The organism is Sulfurospirillum sp. HTRB-L1 (assembly GCF_059415125.1).
This window is the reverse complement of record NZ_JCAHZR010000006.1, coordinates 17,828-38,527: the sequence shown is the minus strand read 5'-3', so window position 1 is coordinate 38,527 and position 20,700 is coordinate 17,828. Positions and strand designations below refer to the sequence as shown.

The 20,700-nt window shown below is 47.7% G+C and carries 20 protein-coding genes; 5 read left to right on the top strand and 15 right to left on the bottom strand.

All coding sequences use genetic code 11. The features are described from left to right. Positions 1 to 66: 66 nt before the first annotated feature. From AC5SLM_RS10475 to AC5SLM_RS10430, 10 genes are read right to left on the bottom strand one after another with little or no spacing between them, the layout of a single operon-like run. Positions 67 to 810, bottom strand: a complete 744-nt coding sequence (locus tag AC5SLM_RS10475) for an RluA family pseudouridine synthase (protein ID WP_495250906.1) — start codon at positions 808 to 810, stop codon at positions 67 to 69. Beyond that, positions 807 to 2,021 carry a lipid IV(A) 3-deoxy-D-manno-octulosonic acid transferase gene (waaA, locus tag AC5SLM_RS10470; protein ID WP_495250905.1) on the bottom strand — a complete coding sequence of 405 codons (1,215 nt, stop codon included), beginning with the start codon at positions 2,019 to 2,021 and terminating at the stop codon, positions 807 to 809. The genes AC5SLM_RS10475 and waaA overlap by 4 nt, the downstream gene beginning before the upstream one ends. Then, positions 1,967 to 2,686, bottom strand: coding sequence for a zinc ribbon domain-containing protein (locus AC5SLM_RS10465; RefSeq protein ID WP_495250904.1), 720 nt, complete (start codon positions 2,684 to 2,686; stop codon positions 1,967 to 1,969). Before AC5SLM_RS10465 ends, waaA begins: the two co-directional genes overlap by 55 nt. Positions 2,687 to 2,708: 22 nt before the next feature. After that, a complete protein-coding gene (locus AC5SLM_RS10460; protein WP_495250903.1) occupies positions 2,709 to 3,431 on the bottom strand; it encodes a Nif3-like dinuclear metal center hexameric protein in 723 nt (240 codons plus the stop codon). Positions 3,432 to 3,438: 7 nt separating this feature from the next. Then, positions 3,439 to 4,299: a glycine--tRNA ligase subunit alpha gene (glyQ, locus tag AC5SLM_RS10455; protein WP_495250902.1), complete on the bottom strand. Its 861-nt coding sequence runs from the start codon at positions 4,297 to 4,299 to the stop codon at positions 3,439 to 3,441. Positions 4,300 to 4,302: 3 nt separating this feature from the next. Further along, entirely contained in the window at positions 4,303 to 4,563 is a 261-nt protein-coding gene (locus AC5SLM_RS10450) for a glutaredoxin family protein (protein ID WP_495250901.1), read from the bottom strand. After that, entirely contained in the window at positions 4,538 to 5,014 is a 477-nt protein-coding gene (locus AC5SLM_RS10445; protein WP_495250900.1) for a DUF3972 domain-containing protein, read from the bottom strand. The genes AC5SLM_RS10450 and AC5SLM_RS10445 overlap by 26 nt, the downstream gene beginning before the upstream one ends. A gap of 10 nt (positions 5,015 to 5,024) precedes the next feature. Then, entirely contained in the window at positions 5,025 to 5,522 is a 498-nt protein-coding gene (purE, locus tag AC5SLM_RS10440; protein WP_495250899.1) for a 5-(carboxyamino)imidazole ribonucleotide mutase, read from the bottom strand. Between the two features lie 29 nt (positions 5,523 to 5,551). Next, complete coding sequence (locus tag AC5SLM_RS10435) at positions 5,552 to 6,808, bottom strand: peptidase U32 family protein (RefSeq protein WP_495250898.1); 1,257 nt, start codon at positions 6,806 to 6,808, stop codon at positions 5,552 to 5,554. After that, positions 6,809 to 7,531, bottom strand: coding sequence for a chemotaxis protein (locus AC5SLM_RS10430; RefSeq protein ID WP_495250897.1), 723 nt, complete (start codon positions 7,529 to 7,531; stop codon positions 6,809 to 6,811). A 98-nt stretch (positions 7,532 to 7,629) separates the two neighbouring features. Between AC5SLM_RS10430 and AC5SLM_RS10425 the strand changes: the two genes are divergently transcribed. From AC5SLM_RS10425 to AC5SLM_RS10405, 5 genes are all read left to right on the top strand, one after another. Then, on the top strand, positions 7,630 to 8,865 hold the full coding sequence (locus tag AC5SLM_RS10425; protein ID WP_495250896.1) for a tetratricopeptide repeat protein: 1,236 nt from the start codon (positions 7,630 to 7,632) through the stop codon (positions 8,863 to 8,865). 135 nt (positions 8,866 to 9,000) lie between these two features. Beyond that, positions 9,001 to 10,512: an adenylate/guanylate cyclase domain-containing protein gene (locus AC5SLM_RS10420; RefSeq protein WP_495250895.1), complete on the top strand. Its 1,512-nt coding sequence runs from the start codon at positions 9,001 to 9,003 to the stop codon at positions 10,510 to 10,512. After that, positions 10,509 to 11,288, top strand: coding sequence for a histidinol-phosphatase (locus AC5SLM_RS10415; RefSeq protein ID WP_495250894.1), 780 nt, complete (start codon positions 10,509 to 10,511; stop codon positions 11,286 to 11,288). Before AC5SLM_RS10420 ends, AC5SLM_RS10415 begins: the two co-directional genes overlap by 4 nt. 72 nt (positions 11,289 to 11,360) lie before the next feature. Then, the gene (gene glnA / locus AC5SLM_RS10410; protein WP_495250893.1) at positions 11,361 to 12,791 is read left to right on the top strand and encodes a type I glutamate--ammonia ligase; all 1,431 of its coding nucleotides are present in this window, start codon (positions 11,361 to 11,363) and stop codon (positions 12,789 to 12,791) included. Positions 12,792 to 12,898: 107 nt separating this feature from the next. Further along, complete coding sequence (locus AC5SLM_RS10405; protein WP_495250892.1) at positions 12,899 to 14,374, top strand: potassium/proton antiporter; 1,476 nt, start codon at positions 12,899 to 12,901, stop codon at positions 14,372 to 14,374. On the opposite strand, the gene AC5SLM_RS10400 is transcribed toward AC5SLM_RS10405, so the two are convergent. The 5 genes from AC5SLM_RS10400 to alaS are packed head-to-tail and all read right to left on the bottom strand — an operon-like array spanning position 14,371 to position 20,580. Next, positions 14,371 to 16,296, bottom strand: a complete 1,926-nt coding sequence (locus tag AC5SLM_RS10400; protein ID WP_495250891.1) for a penicillin-binding protein 1A — start codon at positions 16,294 to 16,296, stop codon at positions 14,371 to 14,373. The genes AC5SLM_RS10405 and AC5SLM_RS10400 overlap by 4 nt on opposite strands. Further along, positions 16,293 to 16,982: an ATP-binding cassette domain-containing protein gene (locus AC5SLM_RS10395; RefSeq protein WP_495250890.1), complete on the bottom strand. Its 690-nt coding sequence runs from the start codon at positions 16,980 to 16,982 to the stop codon at positions 16,293 to 16,295. Before AC5SLM_RS10395 ends, AC5SLM_RS10400 begins: the two co-directional genes overlap by 4 nt. After that, the gene (gene maf, locus AC5SLM_RS10390) at positions 16,979 to 17,530 is read right to left on the bottom strand and encodes a septum formation inhibitor Maf (protein ID WP_495250889.1); all 552 of its coding nucleotides are present in this window, start codon (positions 17,528 to 17,530) and stop codon (positions 16,979 to 16,981) included. Before maf ends, AC5SLM_RS10395 begins: the two co-directional genes overlap by 4 nt. Beyond that, complete coding sequence (locus AC5SLM_RS10385; protein ID WP_495250888.1) at positions 17,530 to 18,027, bottom strand: hypothetical protein; 498 nt, start codon at positions 18,025 to 18,027, stop codon at positions 17,530 to 17,532. The genes maf and AC5SLM_RS10385 overlap by 1 nt, the downstream gene beginning before the upstream one ends. Then, the gene (gene alaS, locus AC5SLM_RS10380) at positions 18,028 to 20,580 is read right to left on the bottom strand and encodes an alanine--tRNA ligase (protein ID WP_495250887.1); all 2,553 of its coding nucleotides are present in this window, start codon (positions 20,578 to 20,580) and stop codon (positions 18,028 to 18,030) included. Between the last annotated feature and the right edge of the window lie 120 nt (positions 20,581 to 20,700).

Here is a 20,700-nt window from a genome sequence, read left to right as displayed (position 1 = left end):
AATTACGATTGATTTAGCTTGCGCACAAAAGAGTGCAATAATACAGAAAAATTTCTTTAAGAACCTTTAGACTCCGCTAAAACCGTACTTTTTAAAGGCGCTGGGCAGAGGTGCTTTAAAGGTTTGACCAAACAACGTGACCGAATACGCGTGCAACATCACGCGGTCTGCTTGCTTTCCACCGTATTTATCATCCCCTAAAATAGAAAGTCCGATGGAGCGTAAATGCACGCGGATTTGATGGGTTCTACCTGTTTGAATAGAAACTTTAACAAGGGAATGTTTCCCTTCCACAAGGTATGGCTCCACAAGGGTTAAGGCAGGTTTGCCATTGGCAGAAATCTTAGACACCGCGCCCCCTTTGCCTTTGATGGTCAAAATCGGTGCTTCAATACGTGCAGGCTCAATGCATTTTCCTGACACCGCCGCAAAATAAATCTTTTCCACCCGCATCTCTTTAAACTCTTCGATGGCCGCTTGGCGGTATTCTTCGTCTTTTACTAAAATCAAAACACCGCTTGTCTCTTTGTCTAGTCGGTGCAGCAACGGATACCCATGGCTCGTAGCAAGGTCTTCTGAGAGCACAAAGGCGGGTTTGTCAAGCACGAGTACTTTATCATTTTCAAAAATCGTTACAGGCTTGGCGGGTTTTTCTACCTTAAACTCCGTGTCCGCCGCAAGATTGCCCCGTGCTACAAGCACTTTTTTTCCTTTAGCATACACCAACCCTTGGTCAATCATCTCTTTCGCTGCACGGTTAGAGATCCCCTCTTGCGTAGCAAGAAGCTTATACGCCTTCTCTTCTATCATTCTCTTTTCTCCAGTTTTTGATTAATAAATGCCACAACAGGCCCAAGGGCGTCGTGGGGTTTTGGAATGGCGGGCAAAAGGGGCTGTTCCAACAACGCCGCCAACGCCCCTAGCTCTACAAGATGCGCACCCTCAACTTGGGCAAACAAGGCTTTTTGGTTAAAAATATGTTTTCCTGAAATCACGGCATTGCCAAAATACGCTGGCTCCAAAGGGTTGTGTCCACCCACCCCCTCCACAAAAGAGCCTCCCAAAATACTCACATCGCCCAGAGCATACATGTCTACCAAGGCGCCCATGGTGTCACACAAAAAGAGGTCACACTCCCCAAAGCCTTCTTGGGAAAAACGGCGGTACGTCCAACCTCGCTCCTTTGCCAAATCGTCCAACAAAAGGTCCACACGCTTAAAGCGCTCAGGATGACGCGGGACAACAATGAGCATGTCCGAGGGTTTTTTTACAAAGGCTCCTAAAAGCAACGCCTCTTCCCCTTCGTGAGTGCTAGCCATCACAATCGCCCGCCTGGAAGGTTTTGGGTAATGCACCTTTGCCTTAGGCACATGCACCGCCTTGATATTGCCCGTCACCACCACATGGCGCGCACCCAGTTGCACAAGGCGCTCTTTGTCTGTTTCACTCTGGGCAAACACAATATCCACGTGGGCAAAAATACTCCGATACAACCACCCAAACCGCAAATAGCTACGGTACGATTTATCACTAATGCGCGCATTCATAAGGGCTGTTGCCATCCCTCTTTTTTTGGCCACCACAAAAAGCATGAGCCACAATTCTGCCTCGGTAACAACCAGTACTTTTTGCTTGCCAACCCACCACGGAAGCAACACTTCAAAGGGCAAAAAACGCCCCTCATCCCCCACCTCGCACGCCGCAGCATACCCTGTTTGGGTGATAGCACTGATACTCACCTTGCCCTTTACTTGTGCTTTTAAAGGAAGAAGCGAGTTGACTTCACCAAGGGAACACGCGTGAAGCCAAACGTCGTGATGGTCAAAGGGAGGGTTATTCCAAAGCCAAAACCGCGCAGGGAGGCTGCGGCGGTGTTTGGCTTTACATGTAAGAAAAAAGAGGAAAGGAAGGGCCACCACATACGCAAGTGTAAGAACGCTCGCGTAAATAAAAGGAAGCCACATGCTCACGCTTGTGCCGTTTCCGCTTCCTTGTAAAGAATACGTCCACAGTGTGGGCATGTAACAATGTCTTCGCTCTTTAACACAGCGGCGTAAGTTTTATCATTTACACGCATAAAACAGCCATAGCATGCTTGTTTGCGCACAGGAACCACGGCGGTATTCTTTGCCCATTTGCGAATTTTTTCATAAAAGGTCAAGATTTTCTGGCTCATCTCTCCCACAAGTTGTTCTTTTTTTGCGTACACATCTGCGCGTTCTTTATCGATGTTTTCCATCGCTGTGGCAATGTCTGCTTGCGCATCCGCTACCTTTTGCGCGGCCGCTTCAAGTTGGGCGTTTGCTTCTTCTAAGTAGCTGTTTTTTGAATCAATAATCTTATCCAAGCGGTTAATTTCTTCGTTGGAAAAATCGCACTGTTCTTTGCAAATCTCTTCTTCAAGCTGTAGGGCTTTTTGTTCTTTTTCGGATTTGATGGCGCCAACTTTTTTAGCAATGTCTTTGATTTTGTCAGAAAGCTCAGCAAGGTGTAATTCGTGTTGCGATTTTTTAAGCCGTGCTTCTTTTGTTTGCGCTGCTAACTCGTCCATCTTTGCTTGCGCTTCATTCTTGGCATCTTGAGCACCGTTAAGTGCGCGTTCAATCTTCTCAATGCGCGGTCCAAAATCATCAATCTCTTGATCAATGGTTGAAAGTTGCACTAACTGTTTCAAATACTTATTCATACGTGTTTGTCCTTATGGTCTGCTAAATGATGGTGAAGGGGTTTTTAGAATTCGACATTATAACTTTTAATGGAAAATTTTTCAAATGGGGTGCGAGCACTTCCCCAAAATAGCGCTCGCTCTCAAAATGTCCAATGTCGATTAATCCAAGGTTATTGGCTTTGGCTTCCATGGCTTGGTGGTATTTGATGTCGCCCGTTAAAAAGCAAGAAGCTTCAATGTGCCCTATCAAATCTCCCCCTGAACCTGTGGTCACCGCTACGGTTTCTACTACGCCTTCCAAAACAACGGTGCGCAACTGCTCCACGCCTAAAACTTTCTTTACATGTAAAGAAAGTGCTTCAAAGCTTCCTTTAAAACGGCATACGCACACGTACTCTTCTTGGCTTAGCACTTCAAACTCCAACACGTGTTCGCACACGTAACGGTTAAGATGGCTTTTGTCAATGTTCGTGTGCATGGCAACAAGTCCGATGTTTCTGCGCAGCATGGTTTTAAGCAAAGAGGCAGGATAGCACCCAGTATCCAGGCGTTTTAGCCCTTTAAAAATCAACGGATGATGGGCAATAATCAACGTCCCATCAGGCACGCTTTCTAGCACATACTCATCCACGTCAAGGCACAAGCACACCGTCTCAACCGCATCTTCCATCGACCCCACCAACAAACCGCTGTTGTCCCAAGACTCTTGGCTTGCAAAAGGGCTCAGGGTGTCAAGGTAGGTGTAAATCTCTGCGAGTTTCACGCCATGCTCACTTTGTGCTGGCCTCAACGTACGCCAACGCACACCCTTTGGCCAGTTCGCGAATTTTCAAAATGTAATTTTGGCGCTCAGTTACTGAAATCGCCTTGCGGGCGTCTAGCACGTTAAAGGTGTGAGAGGCAAGCAAACAGTAATCGTACGCAGGCAAGGGAAGGTTGGCTTCCAAACACCGTTGACACTCCGCCGACGCGTTGGTAAATTGGGTCAAAAGCATGGACACGTCGGCCACTTCAAAGTGGTATTTACTAAACTCCACCTCCCCTTGATGGTGCACATCGCGGTACGTTGTTTTTCCCGCACTGTTTTCATTCCACACGATATCAAACACCGAATCCACTTGCTGTAAATACATGGCCAAACGTTCCACACCGTAGGTAATCTCCACCGAAACAGGCTCGCAAGGAATGCCGCCCACTTGCTGAAAGTATGTAAATTGCGTCACTTCCATGCCATCAAGCCACACTTCCCACCCAAGGCCCCACGCCCCTAGGGTTGGAGACTCCCAATTGTCTTCCACAAAACGAATATCATGGCGCGAAAGGTCAAGTCCAAGCACTTCAAGGCTCTTTAAATACAACTCTTGAATACCCTTAGGACTTGGCTTAATGAGCACCTGAAACTGGTAGTAACTGCCCAAGCGGTTAGGGTTCTCTCCGTACCGCCCATCGGTTGGGCGACGGCTGGGTGCAACGTAGGCTGTTGCCCAAGGTTTTGGCCCAAGGCTACGCAAAAATGTAGCGGGATGGAAGGTTCCCGCCCCTGCAGGATGATCATAAGGCTGCACAATCGTGCACCCTTGTTTTTGCCAAAAATCTTGCAATGTGAGCAACATTTGAGAAAATGTCATCAATGGTTATCCTTTTATTCCAAGTTCTTTTTTTAGGGTTCCTTCGTTAAACCCGCACATCCAGTGGTTTTCCACCACGATGACAGGAATCTGAAAACACCCGTGTTTATTACACTGAGACTTCGCCAAGGGGTCTTTCAAAACGTCAACATAACGGTACCAAATACCGTGACGCTTAAAAAAAGCCTTTGCCTTTGCACACCAAGGACACGCAGGTGCCCCAAAAAGCGTTACATGTAACCTAGGATTCTTTTTTGTAGTTTTCAACCGCATGGTTCCACATGAGCTTGTATTTGCGTTTTAAAAATTCCACTTCTTCTTGGGCATAGCGCAATTGTTCCGTCAAGGTTTCGATGGTCTTGCGGTCTTCGTCGTACAATTCTTGCATGGAAAACAGCGCTTCTTTTAAAAAACGGTTTTCCCCCTTAAGGGCTTCTAGGGTCTCATCTTTTGCATCAAGCACTTTTTCGTGTAAGCCCAAGATGGTTCCGATAGTCTTTTCCACAAAGTCTGTGCCAATGAGTGGCGTGCCTTCTTTGGAGTACGTGGGCGCAGTACTCGCAGGAACCACGCTGTGGGTTCCTGCGGAGGCCTCTACAAACATTACCCCTTCTTCCTCACGAGACTTGAGCTCGCCTTTTTGGATAAGCGCTTCAATACTTTGCCTATCCAAATGCACCAATTTGCAAAATTCGTCAATCTCAAGCCACGTTTGCATAGGGTTTCCTTTATGAGAGCAAAACTTCAATCTCTTCTGAGTCTGTTTCTACCTTTTTTGCTTTTAAAATGCGGTCTTCTTTGAGTTTCGCATCCAATTCCGCATCCGCTAAAGCCAAAATTTGCATCGCCAAAAAGGCACTGTTTACAGCCCCTGCACTGCCAATGGCCACGGTGCCCACAGGCATTCCTCCTGGCATTTGCACGGTAGAAAGCAAAGCGTCCATCCCTTGAAGCGGCGAGGCGTCCATAGGCACACCAATCACAGGCCTTGTAGTCATGGAAGCAACAGCGCCCGCCAAATGGGCAGCCATTCCCGCTGCTGCTACAAATACTTGGGCGCCTTTGGCTTCCGCTTCTTTAATGTACGTTTTCGTACGCTCAGGGCTACGGTGGGCCGAAGAGATTAAAATCTCATACTTCACGCCAAACTTTTCAAGGGTTTTGGCGCATTCGTTCATGACCTCAAAATCACTCTTGCTTCCCATTAAAATCGAAACAAATTTCATCCTTACTGTCCTTTCGTGTGTGGTTGGTACTAGCGTCGCAAAAAAGAAAAAGCAGGTAGCGCACAAGGTAGCTTAACCGCTTGGGTATTGCCACTGTGCACCGCTTCTAACACTTTGCCATTGTGGGTTTGAATCTTCGCAAAACGAAGCATCACGCGCCCCTCTTTTACACACATTTCCCCCATGTCATTCTCGCACGCATCAGGCACGGGCGCATTCCAAGGCAACATCACCTCGTACCACTCCTGCGGCCTTACGGTGTCTTTGGCATGAAAGGTTTCCCCCGTTTCATCCACAAGGCCAAACACTTGAAGGGAGCCTTCCATGATGGAAGTTTCTAGGTTTTGGGCGTGGTGCTTTTCAAAGGGACGATGCACCAAATACCCATCGCTAAAGCCCCTGTTTTTCGTGGTATTAAGCTCCTCTTCGTAGCGACTTGCCTCAAACGCCCCCGCCAACGCATCTTCAATGGCCATGCGGTAAGCGCGTGCCGTTGTCGCAACATAATAAGGGCTTTTGGTGCGTCCTTCAATCTTTAGCGCATCCACTACCCCACTTTGGATAATCTCTTCTACATGTACTGCCAAATTTAAATCTTTAGCGTTCATCACATGGGTGCCTGCTTCATCTTCTTCAAGGCGAAACAAGGTGTCGGTTTCTTCGTTTTTCGCATACAAGGTGTAAGGAAAACGGCAATCATTAGCACAGCTTCCACGGTTGGGCACGCGACCACTTTGCACCGAACTAATCAAACACCTCCCGCTGTAAGCAAAACACATAGACCCGTGCACAAACGCTTCAAGTTCCAAATCAGGAAGTTTTTCTTTGATGCCTGCCAAGTCTTTAAGCCCAATCTCTCGTGCCGCGACGATGCGTTTTACCCCAAGGTCCCAATACACTTGCGCGTCAAGGTAATTGAGCACATTGGCTTGGGTGGAAAGGTGAATGGGAATCTGAGGCGCTAGGGTGCGCGAAAGACGCACAACCCCTGGGGTTGCCATGATAAAAGCATCGGGCTTCATGGCCGCCATCTTCAAAATATGTTTTTCCAACAAAGCAAGTTGTGCATTAAAAGGAAAGCCGTTAATGGTCACGTAAATCTTTTTTCCCAAGGCGTGGGTGTACGCCACTGCCTCTTCAAAGCTCTCATAAGTAAACTCTTTGCCAGAACGAATGCGCAAGGAAAAGTGGCTCACGCCCCCGTACACCGCGTCCGCGCCATAGGCCAAGGCAAGTTTTAATTTTTCAGGATTTCCCGCGGGGGAAAGCAGCTCAGGGCGTTTCAATTATTTCTTTCCAAGGGTATCAATAAGCGCTTCAATATCTTCGTTGGTAACCACATCCGCCGTGGTGCTATCTCCGTCAATGTGAACCGCTGAACTTACCCGCTTAGAATCTTCGATTTTTCCCTCAAACAAGCTACTCATGTAGTGCGACAACGCACGCATGACGTTAATAACCCGTTCAATTTTTTGGCGATGAATATCTTGGTATTGCATAATATCCATGGTCATCATAATCTCATCTTCAGCCACTTGCGTGTTCATGATTACCGCGTCCATTTTTTCTTTTGCTTGGGAGATTTCCTCTTGCGCCTGAGCAAAACGCTCCACATTGGGGAATTTTTCCATCAAGAGCGAAAAAAGTTCAAGGGTGTTATCAAGGGTGCTTGTTACCTCGCTCGCTTCGTTTTGCACTTCGCCAAGGGCGGCACTAATGGCTTCTAGCTTGTCAAAAACTTCGGTTGCTTTGATTTCAGAATCCCGCGTCACATCATCGAGTTGATGCACCATTTTGTGGTCTTGGGTTGGTGGGGGTGGTGGCCATGAAAGGCTTGAAGAAATGCGGTAGCTACTGGCACTAAACTCTTCCTCGGCGGCCTCTGGCGGGCTCGCCTCCTCTTCGCAGGCCTCTTCTGCTTCTGCATCAGCAAAGTCTTCTTGGGCAGCCTCTTCGCCAATCTCATCAAGACCGCCGGCCATTAACGCGTCAAGCTCTTCTTGTGTCATTGCAATACTCCTAGGTGTAGACAGTTAGGAGAGATTATAATAAAGTTTCGTATAATTCAAGTTTAAAGCCCTTACATGTAAGGATAAAAAGGAAGAGAATGGGGAATCTGTTTTTGGGTGTGCTGATGAGTATGGTGGTGCTATTTTTAACAGGATGTGCGCCTAGCTATAGTAGCTTAAGCCTTGAGCAAAAACGTGAATTTTACGAACACATCACACAAGAGGTGCACGCACACCAAAGTCAGGGTGAGGTGTATGAAGCCCTAGGATACTTAGGGCAAGCCGTGCAAGAATACGCCCAAGCCAACTTCTACACCCACACCGCTGAGAGCGAAAAAATGAAGGCTTTGCGCGCACGCATCGAAGAAGAAGGACCACGTGCTTACTACCGTGGCAACGCAGCGTTGGCTCAAAAAGAGTATGTGCAAGCCCTCAAAGAGTTTAACACCACCTTGCGCATGAACGCGCAATTTGAGCACGCAAAGCAAAAGCGAGATGCACTCTTGTCGCTACCCGAACTTGCAGGGGCATTCAACAACAAAACCGCCAAGCTCAAAGAGTTGCTAGCCCTGCCTTCGCCAAATACAAAAGAACAAGAAGAGCGTGACCACCTTGCCGATGAATTGCTGTATTGGCACCATGAACATCCCCTTGCCCTTGCGCACAAAATAAACAGCTTTGCGCGAAAAAATCAACAAGCCCTAGAGGGATTAGACTACCTACAAACAGGGCATAAAGCACTGCTAGAGAATGATTTAGAAAAGGCCGAAACAGCCTTTAAACATGCACGCGAACTCGCAGTGACCAGAAAAGAAGCACTGCAAGGATTGGTTGCTTTGCAAAAAAGAAAAGATGCGATTTACTACCACTCTCTTTCCCGACGCGAATATGCCAAACATAACATCTCCCAAGCATTGCACTATAATCGCCAATCCACTGAGGCTGACCAAGATTATTTCCCCGCGAAAGAATTTTTAACCCAACTTCGCAAAGAACAAGGACACCTTCAATCCAAAACGCGCCTCCAAGAAGGGCGTGAACACCTCAAAAATCACCGTTACCTCGAGGCCCTAGAAGAGTCCCGCGCCCTTCTTAAGCTCATGCCCAACAACGTTGAAGCAAAAGAACTCCTTCTTGATATTAAAAACGCCATCAGTAGCAACCTCCCGCAATTGCTTAGAGAAGGAGAGGAGCTTTTTAGTCAAAATCGACTCAAAGAAGCGGCGCAACGTTTTGAAACCGTATTAGTTGTCAACCCAAACAATACCGTCTCCCTCACTTACCTCAAGCGCGTCCACAGCCGTCAAGAAACGGTACAAATGCTTGGCCATTAACATCCACTCCAAAATCACTCCAAAGTGCGTGTGATTTTGGAGTGACAACTCCCCTTGCTGGCACTAAAACTCCTTCTTATGTTTATTGTATTAGACTTCATAAACAATTTTTTCGGGTAAAGGACAAGTCTCTCTATGGGCACTTCAAACAGCCAAGAAACACACGCTTTTGACACCACACACAAAACTAAACCTTTTTGGCAAGAGATAAGCTTGCAAGAGGCAAGCCCCCTTGTGCGGCAGTGGCGAAGAAAGGGCGGACTGACCTTTAAGCTTGTTGAAATGATTGTCTTTGTTGTGCTTATGGCTGTCATACCTTTGAGTTATTTGTTTAACGACATCATGGAGCGCTCCATCAGTGAAAAAGCCCACGAAGTGGGTCGGGTCACCATCGAACGCGTGGCCGATGCCTCCTTTAACGCCCTTGCTGAACGCACCTTTGAAAACAGGGTAACCCTACTAGAAATGCTCAAAGAAACCAAGGAAACCAAAATGGTTGGTTTTTTGGATATTTCTATTTACGCACTAAACCGCGAAGGGGAAACACACAGCTTTGACTATTTTACGGGCTTTGACGAGACAAAAGACCCCCTGCAAGACCCCGCGCTCATTGCGCAGTTACTCAAAAGTCAAGATAAAACCGTCAGACAAGATGTTGTAACCTACCACAATGAACATGGGGTCTTTAAAGCCATGCGCTTTGTACGCCCCATCTTATTTCAATTTGAAGGCAAACATCATGTTATTGGAGCCGCTATTTTGCACTATGACCAAGACGTCATTTTAGGCCCCATTCGTCAAGCAATCCTCTCCACCACGCTCACCACCTTGGCCATTTTATTTCTCTCTGTTGCTTTGGCATGGTGGCTTTCCAACCGCCTTAGTCGCCCCATCCTTAGCATTGCAAATGCAGCCAAAGAGGTGGCCACTGGCAATCTTGATGTTTACGTAGACATTCACACACATGACGAAATCGAGGCCTTGGCCGATGAATTTAACAAGATGGCCAAGGGCTTAAGAGAACGCCAAAAAATGCAAAAATTTGTCTCCGAATCTGCCATGAATCACATCCAAGATGATTCGGCTAAAATCGAATTAGGGGGCGGAAGTTGCCTTGTCCAAACCTTTCTTTTTAGTGACATTCGTGACTTTACCGCCATGAGTGCTTCAAAAAAACCCGATGAAGTGGTCTTGATTATCAACCGTTATCTTGATTTGCAAACAAAGATTATTCAACGCTACGGTGGCGACATTGATAAATTTATTGGAGATGAAATCATGGCAACCTTTAAAGGAGAGGATGATTTATTGCGTGCTATTATGGCTGCCAAGGAGCTACAACAAGCAGTAGCAAGGGAAAATACGGCGCAACAGGAGAAAATGGCGGTGAGCGTAGGCGTTGGTATTAACCGTGGCGAAGTCATCGTGGGCAACATGGGCTCACGAGAGCGTATGGACTTTACAAGCATTGGCGCAGCGGTCAATCTGGCTGCTCGCCTTTGTTCTAAAGCACAGCCAGGCGAAATACTCGTAAGCAAGGCGCTCTACCATACCTTGAATCAAAACTTAGGCGGCCAAGACAAAGGCTCCATCCTCGTCAAAGGGTTTACCGACCCTGTAGACATTATTTCAATCGAGCACCCATGATTGTTGATTTACACAACCACACCCCATTATGTCGCCACGCCTCAGGCACACCTATGCAGTATGTAGAGGCAGCCATTGAATCACAGTGCCACTATTACGGCTTTTCTGACCATGCGCCCATGGCCTTTGACCCCCATTACCGCATGAGCCTTGCGCTCATGGATACCTATGAAGCCATGGTCCAAGAAGCCAAGGTGGCCTATGCTGGCCAAATTCAAGTTCTCCTAGGTTACGAAGTAGATTTCCTTCAAGGTTACATGGAAGAGTCTGTCTTATCACGACCTTGCGATTACCAAATCGGGTCAGTGCATTTTTTGGGGCAGTGGGGGTTTGACAACCCTGAGTTTATTGGCGAATACAAACACCGTGACATTGACAGCATCTGGCAAGACTATTTTGATGCCATCGAAGCCATGGCTAAAAGCCAGCTTTTTGAGGTTGTCGGACATCTTGATTTAATAAAAGTGTTTAAATTTCTCCCCAAAAAAGACGTGCGCCTCTTGGCCAAACAAGCCCTACTGGCCATCAAAAAAGCAGATATGGTTGTCGAGATTAACACCGCAGGCTTTCGCAAGCCCATTGGAGAACAATACCCCTCCAAATCCCTCCTAGAAGAAGTGGCTAGCCTTGACATTCCCATCACATTTAGCTCCGATGCCCACGCCGTAGAACACGTCGGACAAGGAGGCGAGAAGGCGGTGGCACTGGCAAAAGCACTAGGGTATAGAAAATGTGCAATTTTTTCCAATCGAGAGCGCGAATTGATTACTTTTTAATCATCCCTTACAGCCGTTTTTTCAACCCAATGCGCTACAATACTGCCAACGATATCTTAAACAGGAGTTCTTATGGGAAAGTTTGTCAACAGCGTCGAGGAGTTTTTCTCTTATTGTAAAGAGAACGAAGTAAAATTTGTTGATTTTCGTTTTACAGACATCAAAGGCACATGGCATCATGTCACTTACACTATTAGCGCGGTTAGTCCTGACACCTTTAAAAGTGGGATTCCATTTGATGGTTCTTCTGTGGATGCATGGCAACCCATTAACCGTTCAGACATGGTCCTTATTCCTGAAGCCGAAACAGCGTTTTTAGACCCCTTCACTGCAGACTCTACTATCATTGTCATTTGTGATGTTTACGACATTTACAAAGGTCAAATGTACGAAAAATGCCCACGCAGTATGGCTAAAAAAGCAACCAAGCATCTTAGCGAAAGTGGCGTAGGCGACACAGCTTATTTTGGACCAGAAAACGAATTTTTCGTGTTTGATGATGTTAAAATCAAAGACGAAATCAACTGTGCTTCTTATTGCGTTGACTCTGAAGAGGGTGCTTGGAATGATGCAACAGACTACCCTGATGGCTACAATACAGGCCACCGACCACGCACCAAGGGCGGCTATTTCCCTTGCCAACCTATCGATTCCATGGTAGATTTGCGGGCTGAAATGGTACAGGTTCTTGAGCAAGTGGGTCTTGAAGTGTTTGTGGTTCACCACGAAGTTGCTCAAGCTCAAGGCGAAATCGGTGTAAAATTTGGCACTCTTGTGGAAGCGGCAGATAACGTGCAAAAATACAAATACGTCGTACGTATGGTAGCCCACCTCAATGGCAAAACAGCCACCTTTATGCCAAAACCCCTTTACGGCGACAACGGCAGCGGGATGCACGTTCACCAATCCATCTGGAAAGACGGCAAAAACCTTTTCTTTAAAGAAGGCGAATATGCAAACCTTAGCGACATGGCACGCTACTACATCGGTGGTATCTTGGCACACGCACGCAGTGTTGCTGCCTTCACCAACGCATCTACAAACTCATACAAGCGTTTGATTCCAGGGTTCGAGGCACCTTCTATCCTCACGTACTCTTCTCAAAACCGCTCCGCTTCTTGCCGCATTCCTTACGGAAGTGGCGAAAAATCTACCCGTATTGAAATGCGCTTCCCAGACTCCACAGGCAACCCTTACCTTGCTTTCACTGCCATGCTTATGGCGGGTCTTGATGGGATTAAAAACAAAACAGAACCTGCGGGTCCTATGGATGAAGATTTATTTGAGCTTTCTTTGGATGAAATCCGTGAGCGTGGCATCAACCAAATGCCCCACACCCTTCGTGGTTCACTAGAGGCAGTTATTCGTGACAACGAATACCTCAAGCCTGTAATGACCAAAGAGTTTATCGACACCTACCAACACTACAAATTTGAAACACAGGTATGGCCTTATGAAGCACGGCCCACACCTTTTGAGTTCAAAACTACCTATTCTTGCTAATCCTAGGGGCTTTAATGCCCCTAGTCCTCCTTTGTATTCCTTCTTCTTACCACCTTTTTTTAGCTTTTCTTAGCTACACTTTTACGCATATTACCACAGGAGGAAAGATGGCCGGCACACTTGAAGTCTATTTGATTATCGCCGCAGGCCTAATGCTCCTTAGCGTCGTTGCTAGCAAACTTTCCGACACCTTTGGCATTCCTGCCTTATTTATTTTTTTAGGCATTGGCATGCTTGCAGGTTCCGATGGCATACTTGGTATCTATTTTGATGATGCGTTTTTTGCCAAAAGTGTGGGAACGTTAGCGCTTATATTTATCCTCTTTGCAGGTGGACTGGACACCCTTTGGAAATCTATTCGCCCGGTACTTAAAGATGGCTTGCTTCTTGCCACCTTGGGGGTTATATTAACAGCAGGGCTAGTAGCTGGGGCTGTTTATGCCCTTTTGGAAGTCTCACTCCTTGAGGCACTTTTACTAGGGGCTATTATCTCTTCCACTGACGCGGCTGCCGTATTTGCTATTTTTCGCGCCAAAGGCCTTGCTATTCACAAACGTCTTAGCTCTCTCCTTGAGCTTGAATCTGGCAGCAACGACCCTATGGCTATTTTTCTTACTATCGCTATACTGCAAGTCATCGCCCTGCCCCAAAGTGCAAGTTTTGAAGAACTGCTCTTGGAGTTTGTTTTGCAATTTCTTGTGGGCGGCATCATGGGGTATGGATTTGGCGTCATCATGCCTTCTTTGTTCAATAAACTTCATCTGGCCCATTACGGACTCTACACAGTTTTTAGCATCGGATGGGTTTTACTGCTCTTTAGCGGTACAACTTTTTTAGGCGGCAATGGTTTTTTGGCCGTCTATATCGCAGGCATTTGCATCAATGCGCGGGAATTTGTGCACAAAAAAAACCTTATCGGATTTCACGACGGTCTTGCGTGGATTATGCAAATTTGGGTGTTCTTAACGCTAGGGCTCTTGGTCTTTCCCTCAGAACTCCCCGCAGTCGCCCTTCCCGCCCTTGGCATCGCCTTGTGGCTCATTTTTGTCGCACGCCCCATAGGGGTTTTGATCACACTCTATTTTAGCACCCTTCCCTTGCGCGAAAAGTTATTTACTTCATGGGTGGGGTTGCGTGGGGCGGTGCCCATCATTTTGGCAACCTATCCGTTTATTTACAAACTCGAACACGCTTCTTTAATCTTCAATACCGTGTTTTTCATTGTACTTACTTCCATTCTCATCCAAGGAAGCACCCTTCCTTTGGTTGCGCGCATCCTTGGCGTGGAAGCCCCACCTGAAAAAGAAGCGCAAGAACCCCCTAGCTCTCCGCTGCTAAACCGTACTTTGAAACAATTTTACATCGATGCAAACACCTACGCATCGGGAAAAAGTTTAGCGGAGTTAACGCTTCCTTTGGATTTTTTAGTGCTCCTTTTAAAACGCAAAGGAGAATATATTAAACCAACGGGCTCCACCATTTTCATAGAAGGCGACTTGCTCTTGGTGCAATGCGAAGACACCCTCGTCTTCAACCAAACCTTTGCCTTTTTGGACAATGGCCCCAAGGAACCTTCCCTTTAGAAAATAAGTCCTCCCTCTTGGGCACCATCTGCTCCTTGTGAGGGGCGTGGTAGAGGGGAGAGTGGGGTGTAGTATTCTTGTTTTCCTTGAATCGTAACGCTCTCAACACCCCTTGGACGCACAAAAGTACGGCGAGTTTGAGGGTAAAGCGCGAGGTATTCTTTCATAAAATCTGCAAAAGCAGTGCTTGGAGACCGCCCGCCTGTTTCGCTTTTGTTCATCGGGCTGTTATCATCGTTGCCAAACCAAACCAATACCTCAATCTCAGGGGAAAAGCCACAAAACCACGCATCCACGTTGTTGTTAGTTGTTCCTGTTTTTCCTGCAATCTCAAGGCCTGGCACCTGCGCTCTGCGCCCTGTTCCTCGTGCCACCGCTTCTTTTAAAATATCGACCATCAAAAAACTTTGCTCAGGGGTAGTGAAAGGTTTTTTGGTGGCTTCAAAAGTACGTGCATTGCCAAACCTGTCATTGATTTTTTTGATAATCAGTGGGCTCACCATCTCTCCACCATTAGGAAAAGCCGAATACATTTGCGCGTAAGCCAAGGGGGAAATACCAAAAGAGCCTAGGGCAATTGTTAAATCTTGGGGCAAACGCTCAAAACCCATGCGGGTCAAGTCTCGATGTACCACATCAAGTCCCAAAGCCGAAAGCAAGTTGATTGTTGCTAGGTTTCGTGAATGCACAAGGGCCTCTTTTAGGGTGACGAGTCCTTCAAAATTTTCCCCATAATTTCGCGGCTTCCACTCATCCTCACTCTCTTTATCCGAATAGACCCTTGAGATATCAGGAATCTGTGTCAAAGGAGAGTAGCCTGCGTCCAAAGCACGTTGATAGATAAAGGGTTTAAAACTACTGCCAGGCTGCCGTGAGCTTTGAATGGCACGGTTAAAATGGCTACGCGTATAGTCCATACCTCCCACCAATGCTAGCACTTCCCCTGTCCCATTTTCCATGGCAACGAGTGCACCGTTTAACAGTGCCTCATCCGCCTCAGGATTGCGTTGTAAAATAGCTTCTTTTTCGCGGTTAAGTGCTTGGTGGCCCGCCTCTTGAAGGGCAAGATCGATGGAAAGGTGAATCTCATACCCCCCACGGCGCAAATCTTCCAAATAGACACTTGCTTGTTTAATCACCTCATCCACCACGTATGGCGCACGGTTTTGCGTCAATGTTTCATCAAAAACCACAGGAAGCTCGTTTAGTGAAGCGATATACTCCTCTTCGCTTACCCACCCTAGGGTATTCATCCGCGAAAGCACTTGGTTGGCGCGGGCAAGGGCAAGGTCAAGATTGCGCGTGGGATCATACGCGCTAGGGGCTTTGGGCAAGCCCACCAACATGGCAACCTCTTTGAGTGTTAGTTCCGCCAAAGACTTGTTAAAATACCCTAAGGCCGCTGTCTTGATGCCATAATACCCGTGTCCAAAATAAACATGGTTTAAGTAGCGCTCTAGGATTTCTTCTTTTGTCAACTCGTTTTCAATCTTGAAGGCCAAGATGACTTCATTGAGCTTGCGTTGAAAGGTTTTATCGCGAGAAAGCACCACGTTTTTTACCAACTGCTGTGTAATGGTGCTCGCCCCTTCCACAAGCTTCATCGCTTGGATGTCTTTAATAGCCGCGCGAAAGATGGCCTCCATGTTAATCCCGCCATGCTCAAAAAAAGCCGTATCTTCGATGGCCACAAGGGCTTCAATGACGCGCGGAGGAATCTGTTCGTAAGGCACAAACAACCGATGTTCGCCCTCAAACACATTGGCTACCAATTTTCCGTGCCGGTCAAAAAGCTGTGTTGTGAGCTTTGGTTTGTAATCGATAATCGCGTACGCATCAAAGCGCACTTGGGCATAAATATACAACAATCCTGCCAAAACACTAAGCACTAAAGCGCCCAATAATCCTAATACTATTCTCATTGACGAAATCCTCTTGTAGCAAATCCTGCTGCTAGTAATGCCTTGGTATAAGGATGCGAAGGCGCGGCAACAAGCGACGCCATCGCTCCTCTTTCTACAATCTCACCCGCGTTTAAAATCGCAATCTCTTGGCACACTAACGCAGCCGAGTGCATGTCATGGGTCACAAACAAAATCAAAAATCCAAGCTCTTCTTGGAGCTGTTTAATCATCTCAAGCACTTGCTCCCGCGTTGAAGCATCAAGTGCCGTTGTTGGCTCATCCATCAACAACAGTTTTGGGTGATGGGAAAGGGCCATGGCAATGGCCACGCGTTGTAATTGCCCTCCGCTAAGTTCTGGTGGATACCGTTCAAGCAAGGCGGGGTCCAACTTCACCATCGCACAAAATGTTTCTGGCTCGGGGTGAAAAAACTGCGCCCTGATGCGCGTCAAAGGCGACAAGGCAGTAAAAGGATTTTGGGGCACGAACCCAACGCTTTTACCCCGCTCTAGCGCAAAAGGTGCTTCGTAATCCAAGTCTACATGTAAACGCTGGGGCGCCATGCCAAGCAAGGCCTTGAGCGTCAAGCTTTTCCCGCTCCCACTTTGCCCCACTAAAGCCATGGAGTGGGCGATGTGAAAGTCAATATTCACCAACACATGCTCTCCCGCAACGATATTCAAATGCTTACATGTAAAGCTCATGGTCGCTCCAAAAAAGGCAAAAGCTTTTCCACACACAAGCCCATGGCAGTACTCTCAAACCCCACAACACTACGAATATAAGGCTTGCAAAACCCTTCCACTTCCACCGCTCCGGCTTTGCCCTGCCATGCGTCACGCGCAAGGTAAGCTTCCTGTTCTTTGCGTGCAAAAGGGACAAATTGGTAGTGGGTCACCGAGAAATCGACAAAAAGAAGCCGTGGGGTTTGGTACATCATGCACGTCATAATAGAAACTTTGCTGCCACTTTGAAGCTCCAACATCTCGCGTGCCGCTTCACGCGTAGGTGCTTTTTGAAGCAATTGGCCCTTACATGTAACCACCGTATCGGCTGCTAAAACAGGGGTTTTGAGGCCGTAAAGTTCTATAAAACGCTCCAACTTTCCCTTAGTAGCATGGTAGGCAAACTGTTCTGGTGCCCCATAGGGCAAACTTTCTTCATCAAAATCTACACCTTGTTGCGTAAAAGCGATGCCCGCTTGGTGCAACAATGCTGCGCGTGTGGGTGAGTTTGACGCCAAAATTACCATCAGTGTCCTCGAATGACAATCCCCAAATAGGCCCCGATAATCCCCAACACCGCGTTGAGCGGTATAAGATAATTCAACATCAAAATCAAGTTTTCCTGCACTTCCACATACTCATCTTCCAAGAGTGCTTTTTTGGCGTTTTTGTATTTAAAAACCATGTAGACGAAGTTAAAGGCGATAAACACCCACAGGGCCTCTTTGGTGTGAATAAGGTTGTACGTGGTAGGGTCGCCGTATTTAAACCCAAGTCCCACGCTCATAAACACCGAGGTGATAATCATCACAAGCATCACCGGGACCACAAAATAGCCAAACCGGCGCATCAACTCCAGTCCTTTAGAAAGGCGCTCTTTTTCGTTTTCAAGCCCATCGATGGTGGGTTTTACCACAAAGCGCATCACCACCAAACTCCCCACTAAAAGCATGGCCGTCACGATATGCAAGAGGATAATCCAGCGCGAAAAATTGCCAAAGATTTCCATCAACACTTCGCGCATCTAGGCCCCTAATTTTGTTTTAGCAAAGGCTAACGCTGCTACTTTGGCTGCTTCTAGCCCCGCAGGATTTTTACCGCCCGCTTGGGCAAAATCGTCCCGTCCGCCACCACCGCCACCCACATGCGGCGCTACTTCTTTAATCCACTCGCCCGCTTTCAAAGAAGCGTTTTTGACCCCTGCGGCTATCATAATCTTGTCGTCTTTGAGTTGAAACAACAAGGCCGCCACCGAAGGCTTAGCGTTTTTAAGTTCATCAATACTTTGCTTAATGTCTCCCGCGCCCACCGCAGCGATGACCACTTCCACACCGCCAAGCATCACGCTTTGCAAGGTTTCACCCGAGTTTGATGAGAGGGCTTGCACCTCTTTTTTAAGGGTTTTAATCTCTTCTTTTAGTCGCCCCACACCTGCCAAAACATCTTGATTTTTAACCGCTTCTTGGGCCTCTAAAAGCCCTTCGCGCCACGAGGAGGCAAGTGCTAGGGCACTTTTACCACACACCGCTTCGATGCGTCGCACGCCTGCACTGACGCCTGCTTCTTTCACGATAAAAAAGCTGCCAATGCGCGCGGTGTTGTTTACATGTACACCCCCGCACAGCTCTTTGCTCGTCGCTCCAAAACTCACCACGCGCACTTCATCACCGTATTTTTCCCCAAAAAGCGCCATCGCACCGCTAGCCTTGGCCGCTTCAATCCCCATGTGCTCCGTCATATTACTCTCGCCCTTAGCGATGCTGGCGTTCACAAAGGCCTCCACAGCCTGCACCTCTTCTTTGCTCATGGCTTTGGGATGGGAAAAGTCAAAACGCAACCGCGTGGCTTCCACGAGTGAGCCTGCTTGGGCCACATGGCTTCCTAACACGTGTTTGAGTGCTGCGTGCATGAGGTGGGTAGCGGAGTGGTGCTTGATAATCTCATCCCGCGCTTCATCCACAACGGCTGTGACTGCATCGCCCACTTTTAACGGGGCAGTTGGATTAATCTGCGAAAGATTAAGGCCAAAGAAAAGTTGCGTATCCAACACCTTAGCAACACCCTCTAGCACACCCGTGTCGCCACACTGCCCGCCACTTTGGGCGTAAAAAGGAGTGGTTTCCAAAAAAACCCATCCCTCTTTACCCGCTTCCAAAGTTTGCACGAGCTTAAACTCTTCATCCATCAGTGCCACGATGCGCGTCTCTTGGCGCAAGGTGTCGTATCCGCAAAAAGTATTAGCACCAAATTGCTCAAGTAAGGGTTTAAACTCCCCACTGGTGGCTTTGTCCCCACTGCCTTTCCACGAAGCCTTGGCCCGTTCGCGCTGTTCTTGCATCAAAGCATCAAAGCGGGCACTGTCTACATGTAAGCCTTTGTCGCGCAACATGTCTTGGGTCAAATCCAGCGGAAACCCAAAGGTGTCGTACAGCTTAAAGGCCACCTCGCCACTAAAGACCTCTTTGGTCTGTTCAAGTTCGGCTTGAAACAGCTCCAAACCTGAGGCGATAGTGCCAAAAAAGCGTTCTTCTTCAAGGCGAATCTGCTCACGCACTGTCTCTTTTTTCTCCACCAAGTAGGCGTAATGTCCGCCCATTAAGTCGCATAGCGTGTCTAAAAGCGTGTGCATGAACGGCTCGGTGATGCCTAGCAAATACCCGTGGCGCACGGCACGGCGCAAAATACGGCGCAACACATACCCGCGTCCTTCTTTATCAAACCCTACCCCCTGGGCAAGCAAAAACGCCACCGCGCGAATGTGGTCTGCAATCACCCGATAGCTCGCTCCCGTGTCGTACATGTAAGGCTTTCCGCAAAGCTGCGCAACCTTTTCGATAAGGGGCATAAACAGCGTGCTGTCATAATTGCTAAACTTGCCCTCTTTGACGGCCACCATGCGTTCAAGCCCCATGCCTGTGTCGATAGAAGGCTTAGGCAACGGCGTTAGTGTGCCATCACTGGAACGCTCATACTGCATAAACACCAAGTTCCAAATCTCTAAAAAGCGGTCGCCATCGCCCCCCATGTAATCTTCTGGCCCATTAAAATGCTCCGCCCCTTGGTCGATAAAAATCTCACTGCAAGGCCCACACGGTCCCGTGTCGCCCATTTGCCAAAAGTTATCTTTGTCGCCAAAACGCATAATGCGCTCTTTGGGCACATGACGTTGCCATAACAGCTCCGCTTCATCGTCGCTCTCGTGCACCGTGACCCAGAGTTTTTCTTTGGGCAAACCCACGACTTCTGTGACAAACTCCCACGCTAGGGCAATAGCGTCTTCTTTAAAGTAATCCCCGAAGGAAAAATTGCCAAGCATCTCAAAAAACGTGTGGTGGCGCGCGGTGTAGCCAACGTTGTCAAGGTCATTGTGCTTGCCTCCTGCGCGGATGCAGGTTTGGCACGTGGTGGCACGTGGTGGGTTTGGCAAAGGAACCTCGCCCGTAAACACGGATTTGAAGGGCACCATGCCCGCATTAACAAACAGCAATGTCGCATCTTCTGGCACCAACGGCGCACTTGGCATAATCTTGTGGCCTTTTTTTTCAAAAAAGTGTAAAAACTCGGCTCTAATGTCCATGAAATCGCTTCCTGTGAGTAAAAAATTGGCCTATTTTAGCCAAGAAAGGTTTAAACTACGCCTAGCACGCATCTTGAGGGCTTATGGACGGATTTTAACAGTTTTGCAAGAATTCAAAGC

What these genes read in the sequence shown, in the direction of transcription:
- AC5SLM_RS10475 (WP_495250906.1), bottom strand. Translation starts at nt 810, where the DNA reads ATGATAGAAGAGAAGGCGTATAAGCTTCTTGCTACGCAAGAGGGGATC.
- waaA (WP_495250905.1), bottom strand. Translation starts at nt 2,021, where the DNA reads ATGCCCACACTGTGGACGTATTCTTTACAAGGAAGCGGAAACGGCACA.
- AC5SLM_RS10465 (WP_495250904.1), bottom strand. Translation starts at nt 2,686, where the DNA reads ATGAATAAGTATTTGAAACAGTTAGTGCAACTTTCAACCATTGATCAA.
- AC5SLM_RS10445 (WP_495250900.1), bottom strand. Translation starts at nt 5,014, where the DNA reads ATGCAAACGTGGCTTGAGATTGACGAATTTTGCAAATTGGTGCATTTG.
- purE (WP_495250899.1), bottom strand. Translation starts at nt 5,522, where the DNA reads ATGAAATTTGTTTCGATTTTAATGGGAAGCAAGAGTGATTTTGAGGTC.
- AC5SLM_RS10430 (WP_495250897.1), bottom strand. Translation starts at nt 7,531, where the DNA reads ATGACACAAGAAGAGCTTGACGCGTTAATGGCCGGCGGTCTTGATGAG.
- AC5SLM_RS10425 (WP_495250896.1), top strand. Translation starts at nt 7,630, where the DNA reads ATGGGGAATCTGTTTTTGGGTGTGCTGATGAGTATGGTGGTGCTATTT.
- AC5SLM_RS10420 (WP_495250895.1), top strand. Translation starts at nt 9,001, where the DNA reads ATGGGCACTTCAAACAGCCAAGAAACACACGCTTTTGACACCACACAC.
- AC5SLM_RS10415 (WP_495250894.1), top strand. Translation starts at nt 10,509, where the DNA reads ATGATTGTTGATTTACACAACCACACCCCATTATGTCGCCACGCCTCA.
- glnA (WP_495250893.1), top strand. Translation starts at nt 11,361, where the DNA reads ATGGGAAAGTTTGTCAACAGCGTCGAGGAGTTTTTCTCTTATTGTAAA.
- AC5SLM_RS10405 (WP_495250892.1), top strand. Translation starts at nt 12,899, where the DNA reads ATGGCCGGCACACTTGAAGTCTATTTGATTATCGCCGCAGGCCTAATG.
- AC5SLM_RS10400 (WP_495250891.1), bottom strand. Translation starts at nt 16,296, where the DNA reads ATGAGAATAGTATTAGGATTATTGGGCGCTTTAGTGCTTAGTGTTTTG.
- AC5SLM_RS10395 (WP_495250890.1), bottom strand. Translation starts at nt 16,982, where the DNA reads ATGAGCTTTACATGTAAGCATTTGAATATCGTTGCGGGAGAGCATGTG.
- maf (WP_495250889.1), bottom strand. Translation starts at nt 17,530, where the DNA reads ATGGTAATTTTGGCGTCAAACTCACCCACACGCGCAGCATTGTTGCAC.
- AC5SLM_RS10385 (WP_495250888.1), bottom strand. Translation starts at nt 18,027, where the DNA reads ATGCGCGAAGTGTTGATGGAAATCTTTGGCAATTTTTCGCGCTGGATT.
- alaS (WP_495250887.1), bottom strand. Translation starts at nt 20,580, where the DNA reads ATGGACATTAGAGCCGAGTTTTTACACTTTTTTGAAAAAAAAGGCCAC.